General features: G+C 65.8%; 17 protein-coding genes. 6 read left to right on the plus strand and 11 right to left on the minus strand.

The genetic code is table 11. From position 1 onward, the window contains the following. The first annotated feature begins 56 nt into the window (after window positions 1-56). Both PGP17_RS03245 and PGP17_RS03250 read left to right on the plus strand, forming a co-directional pair. Window positions 57-458, plus strand: a complete 402-nt coding sequence (locus tag PGP17_RS03245) for a VanZ family protein (protein WP_270374233.1) — start codon at window positions 57-59, stop codon at window positions 456-458. Beyond that, window positions 455-1,261: a heme-dependent oxidative N-demethylase subunit alpha family protein gene (locus PGP17_RS03250; RefSeq protein WP_270374234.1), complete on the plus strand. Its 807-nt coding sequence runs from the start codon at window positions 455-457 to the stop codon at window positions 1,259-1,261. Before PGP17_RS03245 ends, PGP17_RS03250 begins: the two co-directional genes overlap by 4 nt. A gap of 90 nt (window positions 1,262-1,351) precedes the next feature. On the opposite strand, the gene PGP17_RS03255 is transcribed toward PGP17_RS03250, so the two are convergent. From PGP17_RS03255 to rpe, 7 genes are all read right to left on the minus strand, one after another. Beyond that, window positions 1,352-3,046 (minus strand): alanine/glycine:cation symporter family protein, encoded by a 1,695-nt coding sequence (locus PGP17_RS03255; RefSeq protein WP_270374235.1) that lies wholly within the window; start codon window positions 3,044-3,046, stop codon window positions 1,352-1,354. A 232-nt stretch (window positions 3,047-3,278) separates the two neighbouring features. Then, window positions 3,279-3,881, minus strand: coding sequence for a hypothetical protein (locus PGP17_RS03260; protein ID WP_270374236.1), 603 nt, complete (start codon window positions 3,879-3,881; stop codon window positions 3,279-3,281). Between the two features lie 33 nt (window positions 3,882-3,914). Further along, window positions 3,915-4,700: a dienelactone hydrolase family protein gene (locus tag PGP17_RS03265; protein WP_270374237.1), complete on the minus strand. Its 786-nt coding sequence runs from the start codon at window positions 4,698-4,700 to the stop codon at window positions 3,915-3,917. 76 nt (window positions 4,701-4,776) lie between these two features. Further along, complete coding sequence (purH, locus tag PGP17_RS03270) at window positions 4,777-6,372, minus strand: bifunctional phosphoribosylaminoimidazolecarboxamide formyltransferase/IMP cyclohydrolase (protein ID WP_270374238.1); 1,596 nt, start codon at window positions 6,370-6,372, stop codon at window positions 4,777-4,779. 55 nt (window positions 6,373-6,427) lie between these two features. Next, window positions 6,428-8,362: a nucleoside-diphosphate sugar epimerase/dehydratase gene (locus tag PGP17_RS03275; RefSeq protein WP_135945467.1), complete on the minus strand. Its 1,935-nt coding sequence runs from the start codon at window positions 8,360-8,362 to the stop codon at window positions 6,428-6,430. A gap of 8 nt (window positions 8,363-8,370) precedes the next feature. Continuing rightward, window positions 8,371-10,116, minus strand: coding sequence for a heparinase II/III family protein (locus PGP17_RS03280; protein ID WP_270374239.1), 1,746 nt, complete (start codon window positions 10,114-10,116; stop codon window positions 8,371-8,373). Between the two features lie 7 nt (window positions 10,117-10,123). After that, window positions 10,124-10,786: a ribulose-phosphate 3-epimerase gene (rpe, locus tag PGP17_RS03285; protein WP_270374240.1), complete on the minus strand. Its 663-nt coding sequence runs from the start codon at window positions 10,784-10,786 to the stop codon at window positions 10,124-10,126. Window positions 10,787-10,909: 123 nt separating this feature from the next. On the opposite strand from rpe, the gene PGP17_RS03290 reads away from it, so the two are divergent. Further along, entirely contained in the window at window positions 10,910-11,488 is a 579-nt protein-coding gene (locus PGP17_RS03290) for a hypothetical protein (RefSeq protein WP_135945464.1), read from the plus strand. Here the strand turns inward: PGP17_RS03290 and PGP17_RS03295 are convergent. The 3 genes from PGP17_RS03295 to rlmN all read right to left on the minus strand — a co-directional run bounded on the left by PGP17_RS03295 (window position 11,485) and on the right by rlmN (window position 14,566). Continuing rightward, window positions 11,485-12,828: an RsmB/NOP family class I SAM-dependent RNA methyltransferase gene (locus PGP17_RS03295; protein WP_270374241.1), complete on the minus strand. Its 1,344-nt coding sequence runs from the start codon at window positions 12,826-12,828 to the stop codon at window positions 11,485-11,487. The genes PGP17_RS03290 and PGP17_RS03295 overlap by 4 nt on opposite strands. Before the next feature lie 84 nt (window positions 12,829-12,912). Beyond that, window positions 12,913-13,257, minus strand: a complete 345-nt coding sequence (locus PGP17_RS03300; protein ID WP_135945462.1) for a hypothetical protein — start codon at window positions 13,255-13,257, stop codon at window positions 12,913-12,915. A 91-nt stretch (window positions 13,258-13,348) separates the two neighbouring features. Further along, window positions 13,349-14,566, minus strand: a complete 1,218-nt coding sequence (gene rlmN, locus PGP17_RS03305; RefSeq protein ID WP_135945461.1) for a 23S rRNA (adenine(2503)-C(2))-methyltransferase RlmN — start codon at window positions 14,564-14,566, stop codon at window positions 13,349-13,351. Between the two features lie 37 nt (window positions 14,567-14,603). Between rlmN and PGP17_RS03310 the strand changes: the two genes are divergently transcribed. Beyond that, the gene (locus tag PGP17_RS03310; protein WP_233342188.1) at window positions 14,604-15,467 is read left to right on the plus strand and encodes a DUF6065 family protein; all 864 of its coding nucleotides are present in this window, start codon (window positions 14,604-14,606) and stop codon (window positions 15,465-15,467) included. Window positions 15,468-15,530: 63 nt separating this feature from the next. Here the strand turns inward: PGP17_RS03310 and PGP17_RS03315 are convergent, their stop codons facing one another. Continuing rightward, window positions 15,531-16,034: an invasion associated locus B family protein gene (locus tag PGP17_RS03315; RefSeq protein WP_270374242.1), complete on the minus strand. Its 504-nt coding sequence runs from the start codon at window positions 16,032-16,034 to the stop codon at window positions 15,531-15,533. Between the two features lie 170 nt (window positions 16,035-16,204). On the opposite strand from PGP17_RS03315, the gene PGP17_RS03320 reads away from it, so the two are divergent. Both PGP17_RS03320 and PGP17_RS03325 read left to right on the plus strand, forming a co-directional pair. Then, the gene (locus PGP17_RS03320) at window positions 16,205-16,786 is read left to right on the plus strand and encodes a sigma-70 family RNA polymerase sigma factor (protein ID WP_233342189.1); all 582 of its coding nucleotides are present in this window, start codon (window positions 16,205-16,207) and stop codon (window positions 16,784-16,786) included. 116 nt (window positions 16,787-16,902) lie between these two features. Next, entirely contained in the window at window positions 16,903-17,607 is a 705-nt protein-coding gene (locus tag PGP17_RS03325) for a ChrR family anti-sigma-E factor (protein WP_270374243.1), read from the plus strand. The last annotated feature ends 38 nt before the right edge of the window (window positions 17,608-17,645 follow it).

The raw sequence follows: 17,645 nt of genomic DNA on the forward strand, positions 1-17,645 counted from the left end.
TAAACTCTCCCCGAGGGCCGCGATCAAAGAGCGGCCAAACTAGAAAGGCCTGGCGGGTGTCACAAGACGGCGGCTCATCGAAAAACGCGCTGAGTGGGCTGAACCATCGCCGCGAATTGCGCCTCGCCTTCCTGCTTGTGCTGGTTCTCGTCACCGCGTTGGCGTTACGGCCGGGCGCGCCGGGGCACACCAGTATTCTTGGATGGGACAAGCTGGACCATATCAGCGCCTTTGGCGCGCTTGCCCTGCTCGCGCGCATGGGATGGCCCAAATGGCGCTGGGTCTACCCGGCGATCGCGCTTGCAGGCTACGGCCTCTTGATCGAACTGGTGCAGGCCAGCCCGCTGATTCACCGCACGGCTTCTGTCGCGGATCTGGTGGCCGATGCGATCGGCATCGCGCTGGGAATGGCCCTGGCGTTCGGGATCGAGCGCGTGATGAGGCTGTTCAACCGATGAGGGCTGCGCCCTACGCGCCCTATCGTTCCGGGCCGCCCCGCTTTCAGGTGGCCCTGGCGCCGATTGCGCTGGACGACTGGCTGCAGCCGGATATCGAGGCTGCGACGCTGGACGCGCGCAGGCACTGGCTGAACCGGCCGGAGACCTGCTACCGCCGCGATGCGAACGCGGCGCAGAGCGAGACCGAAGCAGCCCGGCTGGTCATGGGCGCATCGGGTAGTCCGCCCCCTGACCGGAAGCTCTGCCTGATCGACGCCGCACGCCAGGTCAGCGACGATCTCGTGGTTCTGGACCGGGTGGGCGAAGTCTGGACCGTGACGTCACTCATTCTGACCAGCCCGACCTTCTTTTCCGTCGACCAGGCCTTTGGTGCGGGCCTTGGCGTCCTGCACGGTCCCGTCCCGGGCGGAGACAAGCTCTCGCACCGCATTGCGCGCATCTTCGATCATCTCCAGCCCGACACGGTGCTGGAGCGCTTCAACTGGACGCTTCAGCCGGGCGCCGACCGGTTCACACCCGACAGCGCGCCGCTAATCGAGCGGGCGAAATGCGCCGGGCCGGCGGATGCCGCGCGCCTGCTTCATTTGCGCGTCGAGCGCCAGACGATAAGGCGCTTGCCGGGCAGCGGAGGTGTTCTCTTCACGATCCGCGTGTCCATCGACCCGGTCGCCGCCATCGCATCCAGCGACCGGGCCGCCCTGGCTTCCGCCTGGCGCGGTATCAGTGAGCAGGGCCACCGCTACAAGCGGTGGGACGCGATCGATCCGCTGGCCAAGACCCTGTTCGCGGAATGGGGTGTCTAGCGCGCCTCCTGTGTACCACACACCGATCGTCGCAAGAAAAAGCCCCGGCGGTTGCGCCGGGGCTTTTCAGACAGGTCCAGGCCGAAGCGATCAGGACTTCGGCTCGGGCGTGTCGTCGCTGGCGCTCGGCGCCGGAATGGGCGTTTCGCTCTCTCCCAGCTTGTGATCGCCCTTGTCGCCGGGGCGGGCCCCGTGCTGCTTGGCGATCGCGAAGATGGTGCCCGACAGCGCGAGGAGCGCAATCAGGTTGGGCGCGGCCATCATTCCGTTACCGATGGAGGCCACCGTCCAGGCGAGGTCGTTGGTCCAGACCGCCCCGATGAACACGACCACGCACCACATGATGCGGTAGGGGAAGATGAACTTCGTTCCGACCATGAATTCCAGTGCGCGCTCGCCGTAGAGCGCCCAGCCGAGAATGGTGGTGAAGGCGAAGACCATCAGACCGATGGTGACGATCCATTCCCCGCCCGGAAGCGCGGCTCCGAACGACTGTGCCGTCACGTCGGCGGCCGAGGCGATGCCCGATTGCCAGACCCGGTCGGTGTCGCCGAGAACCGTCGCGTCGGTCGCGGCCGCGATGGCCAGAGGATCGAGATCCACACCTGCCGCTTCGCAGGCCCGCAATGCGGCGGCGACCTGGGCGCCACCGTCTGCGATCGTCGCTTCGCGGCCCGACAGGTCCGATTGCGGAGCGGCGAGATAAAGCCCCGTGATCGTTCCGCCCTCGGGCGCCTGGAGCAGGCCCTGTGCTTCACATTGGCCCAGTGCGGCCCGGGCCGGGTTGTACTGGAAATTGCCGGTCGCGGTGAGGATGACCAGCGCGGTCATCGTGCACACGACGATGGTATCGATGAAGGGGCTCAGCATGGCGATCGAGCCCTGCCGGTGCGGATTGCGGGTCTGCGCGCTGGCGTGGGCAATCGCTGCCGAACCCAGACCGGCCTCGTTGGAAAAGCTGCCGCGATTGGCGCCTTCCCGGATCGCCGCGGCAAAGGCGGCGCCGATGAAGCCGCCGGCTGCGGCAGTGCCGGAGAAGGCTTCGGTGAAGATCGAGGCGAAGGCGGCAGGCACGGCCCCGAAATTGGTCGCCAGCACGGCGATGGAGCCAACGATGTAGGCCAGCGCCATGAAGGGGACCAGCACAGAGGCGACCCGGGCGATCGATTTCACGCCGCCCACGATGACGAAGAAGACAAGCAGCGCCAGGATAGCGCCGGTGACGACGACCGGAATGCCGATATTGGACTCAAACAGCGCCGCTACCGAATTGGATTGTACCAGGTTGCCGGTGCCGAACGCCGCGATGGCCGTGAACAGGGCAAAGAGCCAGGCCAGCCAGATCCATTTTTTGCCGAGCCCGTTCTTGATGTAATACATCGGGCCGCCGACATGCTCGCCGCGGTCGTCGACTTCGCGGTATTTCACGGCCAGGACAGCCTCGGAGTATTTCGTCGCCGATCCGACCAGGGCCGTCATCCACATCCAGAAGACGGCGCCAGGTCCGCCTAGCGTGATTGCCGTCGCGACTCCGGCGATGTTGCCGGTGCCGATGGTGGCCGAAAGCGCTGTGAACAGCGCGGCCAGCGGGCTGATCTCACCTTCGCTCTCATCCTCCTTGTTCGGCTTGGAGAACATCATCATGAACGCCGCCGGGAGGCGGTAGACCGGCATGAATTTCAGGCCGATCGTCAGGTACAGGCCCGTACCGAAAAGAAGCGCCACGAGGACCGGGCTCCAGACCCAGCCATCGACCGCTACCAGAATCGATTGAAGTTTTTCCATCCGTTTCACGGACCCCCTTGTGAACCCTTCAAGACACTAGGCGGGGGGTCTTCAGCACGGCAAGCGCTTTCTGGCCGGCAGGGTTCGCGGATCGGACAAGGCCGAGCCTCGTTCCGCGTCGCGCCTGACAGGCCCGTCTTGCGTGCGCCGCGCTCCCCCGCGTGCAACACGTCCGGTCCGGACCTTAGCGCGATCGCGCGAGATTCAAAGCGTTCGCCTGCACCGGGCTGTGTCAGTTGCCCTCGCCCGGGGTCCCGCTGGCGGTGTCCGCGGGAATGGGTGTGATGGCAAAAACACCCCATGCCCACAAATCGTCTTCCATGTCGGCCAGCTCGCCGCGGTTGGACCGGGGCCAGACGAGCATGAGCGGGCCGAGCCCGCCGGTCGCGAGGGCACGGCCGTCCGCGCGCATCGCCAGGATGGGCTCGTGCCGGTCGATCATGCGTGCATCGATCTCGGCCTCGTACCCGTCAAATCCGGTCAGGCGCACGCTTGTATCCGGCCGCACGCCAGCCTCGGCCAGGACGGCGGACAGGCGCGGTCCCTCGAACACCCGCGCCCGGCTGCCGGCTGGAAAGTCACTCTCGATCTGGCGCCAGCGCAGGCTGGCCAGGTCCTGCCGGGTGAAGGTGCGGGCGTCCTGGGTGGGAATCGAATAGGTGACATACAGCCCCTCCGCGTCCGGGGCCTCTTCGCTCGGCTCGGGCGCCTGGGCCACGATCAGCAGGACCGGGCCGTTCAGCTCGGGCGCCGGATCGCCCGGCCCGCAGGCCGTCACACTGCCCAGGGTCAGGACCGACAGCAGGAGTGGTAGTAGTGGTAGTAGGAGGCGCATGGACGATTTTTCCTTCACGAACCACGCCGCAGGCTAGCGCGGGGAGGCGTCTCCCGCCAAGGATTCGTTGAGCCAGGCCGCAAAGCGAGCATGGGCCTGCCGCGTCGCGTCCTCATCATACTCCATGCGCGGGTCGAAAGGCTGGTCGGGCGCGTCGAACGCATGGGTCAGGCCCTCATACAGCGTCCAGTCGATCGCCGCGCCCTGGCGGGTCTGCCGCTCGAACATCTGTGCGCACGCATTCGGGTTCGCGATGCGATCCTTCTCCACCAGCCAGGCCGTGACCGGAATGTCCGCCACGATCGGCTCGCGGTCTGCGCGTATGATCCAGCCACAATACGGGTAGACCAGCAGCACCCCGCGCACCCCCTCCAGAGGTACTCCCGGCAGGCGTTCCAGTCCGGGCGGCGCCTCTGCGTCTCGCGCGTAGCTCAGCGCATCGAGCAGGCTCCAGCCGCCATGGCTCCAGCCGGCGAGCGCGATCCGCTCGCGATCGATCCGCGGATCGTTACGGGCGATCTGGAGCGCGGAGAATACATCGCCGGCCCGCGCCTGACCGCGCATGCGCAATCCGGTGCAAACCTGCAGGCGCCCGGCCAGGCGTCCGATCCCGCGTGCGGCGTGCGAATCGACCACCAGCGCGGCCACGCCGGCCCGGTTGGCCGCATTCGCGTACTCGCTTTGCTGCTGGCGCACTCCGCCGCAGCCGGAGAACAGGATCACCGCGGGAACCGGTTCCTCCCCCTCCTCGGGCCAATAGAATTCGACATGCGGTTCCAGCCAGCCGGCCCGCTCCGCCACGCTTTCGGGCGCGCGCATCAGGGCGCTGGCCAGCAGACCGGCGAGGCAGGCAAGGGCTAACTGCGAAATCTGCAAGCGCCCCTGCATGTCCGGCCTAGTGACGGAAGTGGCGCATGCCGGTGAAGACCATCGCCAGCCCGGCCTCGTTCGCCGCTGCGATGACTTCCTCGTCGCGGATCGATCCGCCCGGCTGGATGATTGCCGTCGCACCGGCCTCGATGGCGGTCTTCACCCCGTCTGCGAAGGGGAAGAAGGCATCCGATGCGCAGACAGAGCCTTCGGTCATCGGGGCCACCCAGTCATTCTCGCGTGCCGATTCCTCGGCCTTGCGCAAAGCCAGCCGCGCGGCTTCCAGCCGGCTGGTCTGGCCCATGCCGATCCCGGCGGTCGTGAGGTCCTTGGCGTAGACGATCGCGTTTGACTTCACGTGCTTGACCACCGTCCAGGCAAACATCAGATCGGCGAGCTCTTCCTCGCTTGGGGCGCGGTCCGTCACCGTCTTGAGCGCGTTCTGCGCGATGCGGCCACGGTCGCGCTCCTGAACGAGGAGCCCGCCGGCCACTGACTTGACCATCCAGCCCGGCTGGGTTGGGTCGGCCAGCTTTCCGGTCAGCATGACGCGGACATTCTTCTTGCCCGACAGGATATCGAGGGCGGCGTCCTCGGCAGCCGGGGCAATGACGACTTCGCAGAAGATTTTCGCGATCCGGTCGGCGGTCTCGGCATCGATCCGGCGGTTCAGCGCGATGATACCGCCGAACGCGCTGACGGGGTCGGCTGCGAACGCCTTCTCATACGCGTCGGCCAGCGTCTCGGCGGTCGCGACGCCACATGGATTGGCATGCTTGACGATGACCGCCGCGGCGCGCTCTTCGGGATTGAACTCGCTGACCAGCTCGAAGGCCGCGTCGGCATCGGCGAGATTGTTGTAGGACAGTTCCTTGCCCTGGGCCTGGCGGGCGGATGCAACGCCGGGGCGCTTTTCCGGCGTGGCGTAGAGGGCCGCTTTCTGGTGGGGATTTTCCCCGTAGCGCAGGCCTTTCAGCAGAGGGCCGCCCTGGGTGAAGCAGGCTTGACTGGGCTCCTCCACCTCTTCGGCGAGACGCTGGGCGATCGCTGCGTCGTAGGCTGCGGTACGCGCAAACGCCTTGGCCGCCAGCTTGCGGCGCAAGTTCAAAGGAGTCTGCCCGTCATTGGCGTCCATGGCGGCAAGCACGCTGTCGAGATCTTCGCCGTCCACACAGACGCATACATGGGCCTGGTTCTTGGCCGCGGCCCGGATCATCGCTGGGCCGCCAACATCGATCTTGGCGATGCATCCGGCCAGGTCGGTGCCGGAGGCGACGGCTTCCTCGAACGGATAGAGATTGACCATCAACAGATCGATCTGGGGAATGCCGTGTTCTTCCATCGAGGCGAGGTCGCCCTCCTGATCGCGCCGGGCCAGCAGCCCGCCGTGAATTCGCGGATGCAGGGTTTTCACCCTCCCGTCCATCATCTCCGGGTATTGCGTGATCTCAGAGGCGTCGCGCGCCTTCAGACCAGCCTCGGTCAGCGCCTTGAGCGTTCCTCCGGTGGAAATAAGTTCCACCCCGGCTTTGGACAGGCGCCGCGCGCGTTCGACCAGTCCGCTCTTGTCAGAGACAGAAATCAGGGCGCGCTTGACGGGGTAGAGATCGGTATCAGCCATGACGAGGGGCTCCGGGCCTTCAAGGACTGTTGGGGAAGCGCGCCTGATACCACTTCTAGCCGCGCGCCGAAAGCCGCCCGGCCAGCGACATCACGCCCTCCGGCAACCCCATTGCGACAATATCGTCGAGCGCCTTCAGAAGTACCGTGCGGTCACGTGAATCGGCCGCCTCGCTCAACGCCTCCAAGCTCTTGTTCAGAATCGCCATGTCGGTAATCGGGCCGCTGGCGCGCAAGACACCGGCCGTGGGTGAGGGCTCGAGCGTCTCGAAGGCATGGGCGAGATCCTCGTGCATTTTCTCGCCCGGACGCATTCCGATGAACTTTATCTCGATGTCACGGCCGGGCTCCTTGCCTCTCAGCCGTATCAACTGGCGGGCCAGACGTGCGATCGGGACGGGATCGCCCATGTCCAGCACGAAGAGCGAGCCCTGCGGCGCGAGCCCGTTGGCACATTGCGCCGCCGCGTCGAGCACCAGCGAGGCCGCCTCCTCCACCGTCATGAAATAGCGCGTCATCTTTTCGTGGGTGACCGTGACCGGGCCGCCGCGTTCGATCTGGCGTTCGAACAGCGGAACGACGGAGCCGTTAGACGCCAGAACATTGCCGAAGCGGACCGCGCACAGGCGTGTCTCCGGGTTCTGTGCCGCGCGCGAGGCGATATAGATTTCGGCGCACCGCTTGCTGGCTCCCATGACCGAGAGCGGATCGACGGCCTTGTCGGTCGAGATCAGGACCAGGGCTTCGGCCTTCGCGTTGATCGCCGCCTCGGTCAGGGTCTGGGTGCCAATCACGTTGGTGCGGGCGGCTTCAAACGGATTGCTTTCGCTCAAAGGAACATGCTTGAGCGCCGCGGCGTGCAGCACGATCTGCGGACGTGTGGTTTCGAAGACATGGCGCATGGACGCCTTGTTGCGCACATCGACCAGCAGGCTCTGCCAGGGGAAATCGCGCGGCTCGGCGCGCAGCTCCATGTCGATTTCGTAAAGGTGGGATTCGGCACAGTCGACCAGGATCAGCTCAGCCGGCTCGGACTTGATGACGTGGCGCACCAACTCTCCGCCAATCGTTCCGCCTGCCCCGGTAACGAGCACGCGCTTGCCTGCCACGAGAGCCTGCGCGCCGGCTCGCGCCAGGGAGCGCGGCGGGCGCGAGAGCAGGTCGGCGGCTTCCACCTGAGTGAACGCGGCTGCGCCTTCTCCCCGGCGCGCGCGCGTCAGGCTGGCGCCGGTCTTGCCGGCCACCTTGGCACACAGATTGACCAGGGCCGGATCGGCTTCGGGATCCGCGATCACGATACGCACGCTGGCAGCCGAGCCCTTGGCGAGCGTGACCGCGCGCTCCAGCTGATCGGTTCCGCCCAGGACCGGCACGCCTTGAAGGGCGCGCCCGGCCGTGTCGCCGCCGGTATCGATCACGGCGCGAAAGCGGAAGACCGGTCCCCCGGTGCGCCGGTATTGTTCGCGCAACACCTCGGCGACACGCTGAGTATTGCCGACCAGGACCGCAGGCGGCTGGTCCCGGCGTTCGAACCGGACGAGGGAGCGCAGATCGCCCGATGTCCAGGCGGCAACGAAGAGGCGCGGCAGGATCTGGGCCGCGGCCATCACCGGGACGGAGATCAGCAGGCTGGAGCGTGGGAAGTCATCCAGGCGCGTGGAGAGGAAGAAGATGGGCAGAAAGATAAGATGGGCTAGCAGGACGCCCTGCAGGACACGAACCACGTCGTTGACCGCGGTATAGCGCCAGATCGCCCGGTGCGCGCGCAGGCTCCAGAACACGGCCGCGCACACACCTGCGAAGATAATGCTGGCATACCACTCTATCGGACCGGGCGGCGTGCGGCCCGGCTCGAGCAGGTATCGCAGGGAAATACTGGCATACATGGCCGCGCCGCCGGCCAGCGTATCGAAGACCAGCACCAGCCAGGGCGTTGCGAGCCCGGCGGTCAGCCTTGCGCGGTCATTGGATGCCGATCGCCGTCTCCCCATGAATCCCCTCAACCTGCACTTCCCATCCGGCCAAGGCGCTGGAACGCCCAACGCACTCGGTTCGGAGGCCTGTCTCCGCCACCATAGGGCTCTGCGTCACCGGATACCACCAGTTGTGTGGTCCGTTCCGGCGGTGCGCCCGCAGCCAGGTAGACCGATCGCTCCAGACGGACCGTGCCGCCATCGGTGCGAAAGCGCCAGCCTTCCCCATTGGGCTGCACGAGAAGGGCGCTCAGCGCATCGCGCGAGAGCGAGGCGCGCACATCGGGATGCAGGTGAAAGCGGATCGCGAACGTATATCGTTCCTCCGGATTGTCAGGAGGACCGTCCCCGACCGGCCGGAAGAGCCCGTCCTCGCCGCGCAGATCGCCCCCGTCCGCAGCCAGGAATATCCGCCGGCGCAGGGACAGGCCGAAGCGCTTGCGATAGCCGTCATGGGTCGCTTCCAGCCAGATACCGAGGTCTTCCTCATTGCGCCGCGCCTTGACCGGGTCGGGCCCGTGAACCAGGCGCGGCCCGAGCAGGGCGCGTTTCCAGCCAGGTTGAAGCAGGCGGGCAGAGGAAGTTTCCTCCAGCGTCAGCACCGAATGGGCCGCTGTGGCGCGTACAGGCTCGCGCCACGAGCCTGGCTGCGCGTTCGACCAGCCGCAATTGACCACCAGCTTGCCGCCCGGGCTGGCCATCTCGAAGGCGAGCGCACTGGCGTGGCTTTCTGCGGCGTTGACTCCGCGCGGCGGGCTGGCCCCGTCCAGAATGATCTCGATACCGCCGGCGCTTGCCTTGTGGTAGCCCGAATGTGGCGCGACATTGAAGCCGCGCTTGTCCAGCTTGACCAATGCCTTGGCCGCGTCCAGCGCGCGCAGATCGCCTTCCCCGCCACCGTGAAAGGCGGCCAGACCACCTTCCAGACGACAGAATGAGAGGAAAGGAGCGATCCGGTCGAGGGCTCGGCGTACCTCGTCGTCCAGCGTCACCCCTCGCCGGTCGGCCGCGTGGTCCAGACGGGCGAGCGCGATGAAGATCTCGCTCGCCGTTTCCGGATTGCGGCTGACATGCCCGCCATCTGGCAGAATCTGGGTCTTCAAGGCTGCCGCCAGCAGCGTGTCGGCCTCGCGCAGGATGCTGTCGCCGGGCTCAAGGCAAATCGCGGCAAGGCACAAGGTGATTGCGCCCTGCAGGCGTTCGCGGTCGCGCGCCATGAGGGGAAGGGCCCGGCGCAGTCTCCTGGCCATGCGCGAGGCGGCACTCAGCCGGGCAGTAATCAGCGAGGGCTCGTCGCTCTCGAAAAGCAAATTGCCTGCCCAGAGCCAGGCGTCCAATCGTCGGGCGGTCACGGACGGGCTCCAGGCAAACCAGTTCCACTGACCGAACTGCTCAAGCCAGTCGTCCGTCAGGGTTCGTGCCATCAGTCCGGCTTCGGGATCTTCGACGCTGGACAGGTCCTTCAGCCAGTCGAACCCGTGCAGGCCGGCGGCGAAGCGGCGCGATGGCGCGGGACGCGCCCAGATGCTGTCGCCGGGCGCGACCTGCAACGTGTCGCCTGCCAGGGTAAATCGCCCCGCCAGGATCGCGGCACCGGCCGCCTTGTTGCCGGAGGACAGGCGCTTGGGTTCGATGAGCAGCCGGTCCGGACTTTGACCCGACAGCACGGCCATGCGGTAAAGTGGCACCGCATTGGCAAAATCGGAGGCTTCGCGCCGGACGAGCCGGACCACGGCCCCTGCCATTTCGCCCGTCGTAATCTGTTCGCCCATAGCCGGGTTATTTGCCTCGCAGCGCGTCGATATTCGACTTGTAGCGGTCCGGTCCGTCCTTGAATACCGCTGATCCGGCCACCAGCGCATTCGCGCCCGCGGCCACGCAGCGTTTCGCCGTCTCGGGGTTCACCCCGCCATCGACTTCGATCAACGTCGCCAGGCCCCGCTTGTCGATGCGCGCTCTCAGGGTCTCGATCTTGCGCAGCTGATCGTCGATGAAGCTTTGCCCGCCAAAGCCGGGATTGACGCTCATGACCAGAACGAGGTCGAGCGAGTCCAGCACATAATCGATGATGTCCGGGCTGGTCGACGGGTTCAGGGCGGCCCCCGCCTTTGCGCCGGCGGCCTTGATCGTCTGGACCGTGCGATGAAAATGCGGTCCTGCCTCGGGATGCGCCGTGATCTGGTTTGCGCCCGCATCCACGAAGGCGTCGATGTAGGGGTCGATCGGTGCGATCATGAGATGCACGTCGAAGGGCTTGTCCGACCAGGCCCGGATCGCTTTGACGACCGCCGGCCCGATGGTCAGGTTCGGCACGAAGTGACCGTCCATCACATCCACGTGAATCCAGTCGGCTCCCGCCTCGTCTATGGCTTTAACCTCTTCGCCCAGTCGGGCGAAGTCGGCGGACAGGATGGAGGGCGAAATCAGGGGGGTGTGGCTCATGAACGTCGAATATCAGCGCCCCCCGGGCAGGGCAAGCCGGTGCGCACCCGATGCAGCGCTCTTACGTTTGTTAAACAGGTTCAGGTCTAGAGTAAGCGCTCTCTCTGTGCGCCGTGAGCCCGAATGCAAAAAGCGATTTCAAAATGGATCCGGGAGGTCCGTCAGGGCAACAGCACCCCTCAGGGCCTCCCCGAGGAAGTCGTCTTCCGTCAGAAGATCGGCCGCTGGGTCGAATTCAAGCGTCAGCATCTCTACTTTGCCCAAACGCTCAACAGTCTGATCAACGGGCATTCCAGCCAGCTCAATCTCATCAAGCATGCGATGCTGTGCCAGGCTGAAATCGAGGAGATGCGTCCAGCCGGGGCAGAGGCGCCGCAGGGTGATCTGAGCCTGGAGACCGTGTTCTGGCGCTTGCCCCTGCCGACCTTCAGTACGCTTTACCGGCTTGTAAACTCGCGCGCCTTCAGCGAGGAGGCCCTCGACATCCTGATCGAGGGACGCAACATCAAGATTACCGAGACGATTCTCGTGGCGGCTTCAGTTCGCATCGCCCCTTGCGATCACCTGTTTGCGCGTATCGCCGAGGACCGTAAGTTCGAGGGCGCCGACCGCGCCGGTCGTCACACGTCGGAAATCACCGGCCTGCACAACGACATCCTCAAATTCTACCGCTCTGCACTGCGTGCCAACGGCGTGGTCTAGCCGGCCGGACGCACCAGGCGCGCGATGTAGAACCCGTCGATGCCACCGACCTCGCGCCACATGTCAGGCCGGGTGCGAAGCGCCCCTTCCGCGTCGATCGCGTCTTCCAGGCCAGGGACTTCTTCCGGCCGGATGGGGTCCAGTCGTGCTTCGGGGTTGCGTTTCAGAAAACCGGCGATCTGCTTCTCGCCTTCCTGGGGTTCAAGCGAGCAGGTGCAATAGACCAGACGGCCTCCGGGACGGATCAGCTTGTAGGCTGCGGTCAGAAGGCTCGCCTGCACGGAAGCTAGGCTGGCAATGTCGGCCTGTGTCTTGGCCCAGGCTGCATCGGGGCGGCGCCGCAGCGTGCCGGTTGCACTGCATGGCGCGTCCAGCAGGGCACCGTCGAGGGGTTCGTCCGGCTGCCACTGGGCCGCATCGGCCGCCTCGACCGTCGCCGAAAGCCGGGTCCGTTCCAGATTGTCGTAGAGGGCCTTGAGCCGTTTCGGGGCGCGGTCGACCGCGAATGTCTGCGCGCCGCTGGCAGCAATCTGCAGGGTCTTTCCGCCCGGTGCGGCGCAAAGGTCCGCAATACGTTCGCCCGGCTGAGGCGCCAGAATTCGAACCGGCAAGGTCGCAGCTGCGTCCTGGATCCACCACCGGCCCTCTTCAAACCCCGGGATGCCGGTCGGGTCGCGCGTTTCGGACAGGCGGACCGTCCCGTTGGGAAGGCAGATCCCTTCAAGCTCGTCGGCCAGGGCTTCGGCCTCGCCCGGCACTTTAAGCGTCAGGTCCAGCGGCGGGTGAACCGATCGGGCCCGGGCCATCGCGCGCGCCGTCTTGACGCCATAGGCCTTTGACCAGGCGTCGGAGAGCCAGTCGGGCAGGTCGTGCAGCGGGTCCGCCGCCTCGAACGCCCCGCGGCCGCGCTCGGAAATCCGGCGCAGCACGGCATTGGCAAGCCCGGCAAAGCGTTCGCATTCCGCGTCGGCGCGCATCACGGTGACCCAGGCATCGACGACGGCATGAGGCGCGTTGTTGAGAACCATCAACTCCCCGGCGCCGCACACCAGCACGAGATGTGCGCGCAGAGCGCTGTCGGGCAGGGGCTTGTCCAGGAATGCGTTAAGGGCTGCCTCCAGCGCTCCCTTGCGCCGGACCGCAGCCGCGGCAATCGCACGGGCGAAGGCGCGATCACGCGGTTCCAGCCGCTTGTGGTCCGGGTGACTCGCCAAGGCGTGATCCATGGGCGCGCCCTTGGTGAAGACGCCCATGACAGCATCCAGCGCGATGGCGCGCGGGCCCAGATTTCGAGTGTCGGGTTTGGTCTTGCCGCCGTCCGGCTTCGTCGTCTTGCTCATGACAGCGCCCTTACACGCAAACACCCGGCCTGTGAAAGCCGGGTGTCAGTTTTTCCGTCTGCGGGACGGATCACAAGGCTGGCGCTAAGTGCCGCGTTCGGCGGCACTGCGCTGGCCGCGCTTCTCGTCCGGGTTGCGGTACTCGCCGCGCTGACCATCGTCGTTCTCGTCTTTCTTGGGCGTGTGCTGCTCTTCGCTGGCATGCACGCGTGTCTTCTGGCCCTCGACGCCGAGCTGTTGCTTGAGCTCGTCCTTGGTGCCGATACCCCGGGCAATGTCGCCGCCGGACCGGGATACGTCCGGGTTGCCGGCAGGGCGATCGCCGCGGGTTTCAGAGGTCTCGAGCTGCTCCTGGCGCGTTGTTGCGCCGGTGGTCTGGCGTGCCGTCTTTTCTTTGTCGAGGTCGGGTTTGGGGGTCGGACCGCTCATCGCTCGTCCTTTCCGATTGCCTGTAGGGAGTGTGCCTGAAACAACGGAAATCGGGGAGGTCAGGTTCCGGCCGCCTGTGCGTTCGGCCCGATCAGGCCAGATTGGTACCTTCGCCATAGAGGTGCGTGTTGGCGGTAGAGTCCGGGCTGGCCTCCTGCGCGGCGCGCTCCAGCTTGAGGCGCTCGCTGGCACGCATCTTTTCAGAGTCGCTCTTCAGCTGGCCGCAGGCCGCCAGGATGTCCCGGCCGCGCGGCGTACGGATCGGGCTGGCATAGCCCGCCCGGTTCACGATCTCGGCGAAGGTCTCGATCTGGTCCCAGTCCGAGCACTCGTATCCGCTGCCCGGCCAGGGATTGAACGGGATCAGGTTGATCTTGGACGGAATACCCTTGAGCAGGCGCACGAGCTCGCGCGCCTCGGCCGGGGAATCATTGACCCCTTTCAGCATCACGTACTCGAAAGTCACGCGCTTCGAGTTTGACAGATCGGGATAGGCCCGGATCGCGTCCATCAGCTCGGCAAGGGGATAGCGCTTGTTGATCGGCACCAGCTCATCGCGCAAGGCATCGTTGGTCGCGTGCAGGCTGATGGCCAGCATGGCGCGGGTACGTTCGCCCAACTCGACGATCTTCGGGACGACCCCCGAGGTGGAGACCGTCATCCGGCGGCGTCCGATCGAGATGCCGTGGCTGTCCGCGATTACTTCGATCGCGTCGGAGACATGGTCGAGATTGTAGAGCGGCTCGCCCATGCCCATGAAGACGATATTGGTGATTTGCCGGTCCTCGTTGGAGGTCGGCCATTCGCCCAGATCGTCGCGCGCGATCATGACCTGGGTGATGATCTCGGCCGCGGTCAGATTGCGCACCAGCTTCTGGGTGCCGGTATGACAGAAGGTGCAGTTGAGTGTGCAGCCGACCTGACTGGATACGCACAGCGCACCGGAGCGGCCCACACCGGGGATGAATACGGTTTCCGCTTCCACGCCCGGGGCGAAGCGGATCAGGTATTTGCGCGTACCGTCATTACTGAGCTGCCGCTCCACGATCTGCGGACGCGCCATCGTGAAACGCTCTTCCAGAGCGTTGCGCAGTGCCTTGGACACATTCGTCATCTCGTCGAACGACGTGACGCCGTAGTGATACACCCACCGCCACAGTTGCTCGGCGCGCATCTTCGCCTTCCGCTCGTCGACCAGACCGGTCTCGACAAGGGCGGCTTTGAGCTGCTCGAACGTGAGGCCGGCAAGGCTGGGCAGGCTGGCCGGGGCGGGACGTGCGGCGGCGGAGAGATCAAGGGTCGTCGTCATGGGGCGCGCATATAGGTGAAAAGCGGCAGGATTGCGAGTGGGCGTTGCGCAAGCCTGGTCGGCCAGGGTGCCGGACAGCGCTGCGCAGTGGCGCAGTCAGGGCTTGAAAAGCGTGGCGCAGCGGCTTCTTCTTCTCGACATGAAGCTGATCTGTCATCCCCTCACCGCCGAAGACCCGCCCATCCGGCCTGCCGACACGCGCCGGCAATGGATGGACGACACCCCGGAGAGTTTTGCCTACCGGTGTCTGCCGCTGGCTGTCGCTAACCAGCATGGCTGGGAAGTCTTCTCGACGACCGGCCTGACCGCGCGCTGGAATGGCGGAAACCGTGTCGAGGATGTCGAGATCACGCTCGATGACCCGATGCGGATGAACTATCCCGGCGTTGCCATGACCAATTTCGGTTCCGGCATCCTGACGTTCGAGATGGGCTTCCTGCTGCGTACCCCGCCGGGGTGGAATATCTGGGTGTCGGGGCCGGTCAATGCGCCCAAGGATGGCATTTGCGGCCTGTCCGGCGTCATCGAGACCGACTGGAGTCCGTACTCCTTCACCATGAACTGGCGGTTTACCCGGCCCGGCGAGGTCCGGTTCGAGAAGGACGAGGCGATTGCGCATCTCTTCCCGGTACGCCGGGACCTGTTCGAGCGTATCCAGACTGAGATCCGGCCGCTGCATACCGACAAGAAGACGGCAGACCAGATGGAGATCTGGCGCCAGAGCCGGTCCGATTTCTCCGGCCGGCTGAAAACCGGCGACAAGGCGGCGGCCGACGAAAAATGGCAGAAAGGCTATTATCGCGGCCTGATGCCGGACGGATCGAAAGGCCCGCCCGATCACAAGACAAAGGTCCGGCCAAAGCCGTTTGGACCCCCGACGTCCAAGCCCCCAAGGCGCTAGACGCGGCAAGTCTACGTCGGCCTGCCCGTTCCCGGACGTCCTGATCGCAGCGTTCGACGATCTCTAGTCGCAGAGAGCCTCGACCTGATCGAGCGCAGCAGTCACGCCGGACAGGGAGAATTCATAGGCCGTGGCCGTGCCGCGGGCCGACATGGCTTCGACCCGCATGGTGGCGCCGCGGCGCATGGCGTCGACCAGGCGCTGCTCGTCCCGCAAGTCCTCGATGAAGCCTTCGCGCTCGGAGACATACATCGTGAAGCTCGAGGAGCCGACACGCGCCAGAGGCGGCGTGTTGGGCTGCAGCGCGTAGCCGGCCAGGAAGCTCGGCTGCTCTTCGGCTGCGCCCGAAGCCCAGGTCGACACGAGAAAATAGACATCGCCGTGATCCACGCTTCCCGGGCGGGAATCGGTCGGACGGCTCGTCGCATAACAAATCTGTGCATCGCCTTCGCCGCGCGTGAAGACGCGCCAGTCATTATGCTCGCCCTGGAAGGCCGGCTCCTGGGCTGCGGCGCCGGCGCTGCAAAGGAGGCTGATGAAGAGGGCGGACAAGGCGGTTCGACGCATGGGAGACTCCGTCTGGCGCAAGCAGGCTGGCGGGGCCGGCTGACGATCAGTGACGCCGGCATTCAAGTCGGTTAAACCGGTCGAGAGAGGCGAATTCAAGGCGTTCGTATTTGATTTTCCGGGCATAACCCGGTCTCATGATATTATCGCAAGATCGTACGGACCTGTCAGTGTCAGACGCAGCACCCAACCCGGCACCCGCGCCCGACCGCGCCCGGCTCAATTTCCTGGTCGAGGCGACTGCGCGTCAGGACCGCGACGCATTCGCGGAGTTGTTTCAATTCTACGCGCCGCGGGTCAAGGGCTACCTGCTCAGGTTGAACGCTTCCGATGCCCTTGCCGAGGAACTGGCCCAGGAGGTCATGCTCACAGTCTGGCGCAAGGCGGGTCAGTTCGACCCCTCCCAGGCCTCGGCCTCCACCTGGATATTCCGGATCGCCCGCAACCGGCGCATCGATGCCGTGCGCCGCGCCGACAAGCCGGACCTGGATGGCGAGGATCCGCTGCTCGCGCCCTCCCAGCCGGAGAGCCCCGATGCGGCGGTCATTTCCAGCCAGTCCTCCAGCCGCGTGGCGCAGGCGATGGCCGGCCTGCCGGAAGAACAGATCGCACTGTTGCGGCTCGCCTTCTTTGAAGGCTTGTCCCACCGCGACATCGCCGAACGCGAGGGCGTGCCGCTGGGAACGGTCAAATCGCGTTTGCGGCTCGCCTTCGACAAGATGCGCAATATCCTTCAATCCAGTGAGCTTTGAGAGCCAGAGATGCGCGCCATGAATATTATTTGCAGCCGCGACTTGAAGCCTTCGCGCTGCGCACAATATCCGACGCCTTCGGATGCGTCCCTTTTCGGACAGACGGGCAAGACCTCATGACGAACCACCCGCTCGGTGATGAAATCTACATTGCGTACGCGGCCGGCGCCTTGTCCGCACCGATGCGTCTGCTCGTCGAAACCCAGGCTGCCGTGCGCAACGAGGTGCGCGAGGAGTGCGAGCTTGCCGAGGCGGCCGCTGGCGCGCTTCTGGAGCAGATCCCGCCCGCCGGCCTGAAGCCGGGTGCGCTCGACCAGGTCTTTGCGGCGATCGACGCGGAGCGCGCCAGCCTGGGCGAGGCCGGTGCGATGCGGGCCGTCGGCAGCTCGGACGAACGCCGCGATGTGTCGGCCGCGAGCGCAGCCGGCCGCGCTATTGAAGAATTGCTGAGCCTTCCCGGAAGCGTGCGCGATCACGCGCTGGAGGTGGGCCAGTGGAACTTTGCCGGACCCGGCGTGCGCCGCATGGAGTTGATGCGCGACGGGTCTGCGAAGGCCGAGCTGATCCGGTTGGAGCCGGGGCGCGGCGTGCCCCGTCACGGACATGACTGCCGCGAATTCACCCTGGTCCTCACCGGGGCCTTTCATGACGGGTTGAACCGCTATGGTGCGGGGGAGCTGTGTACTGCCGATCCGAGCCTGGAGCACAAGCCGGTGGCTGAAGAAGGCGAAGTCTGCATTGCGTTGGCCGTTACCGATGGACCGCTCGCCTTTACCGGTCCGCTCGGCTGGGTGCAGCGCGCCATCGGGGCGCTGAGCTAGGACGCTCGGACGCTTGCGGCATCGCGTCCCTTTTCTTG

It is taken from the genome of Marinicauda sp. Alg238-R41, from assembly GCF_947331485.1.
Taxonomy (GTDB): Bacteria; Pseudomonadota; Alphaproteobacteria; order Caulobacterales; family Maricaulaceae; genus Marinicauda; species Marinicauda pacifica.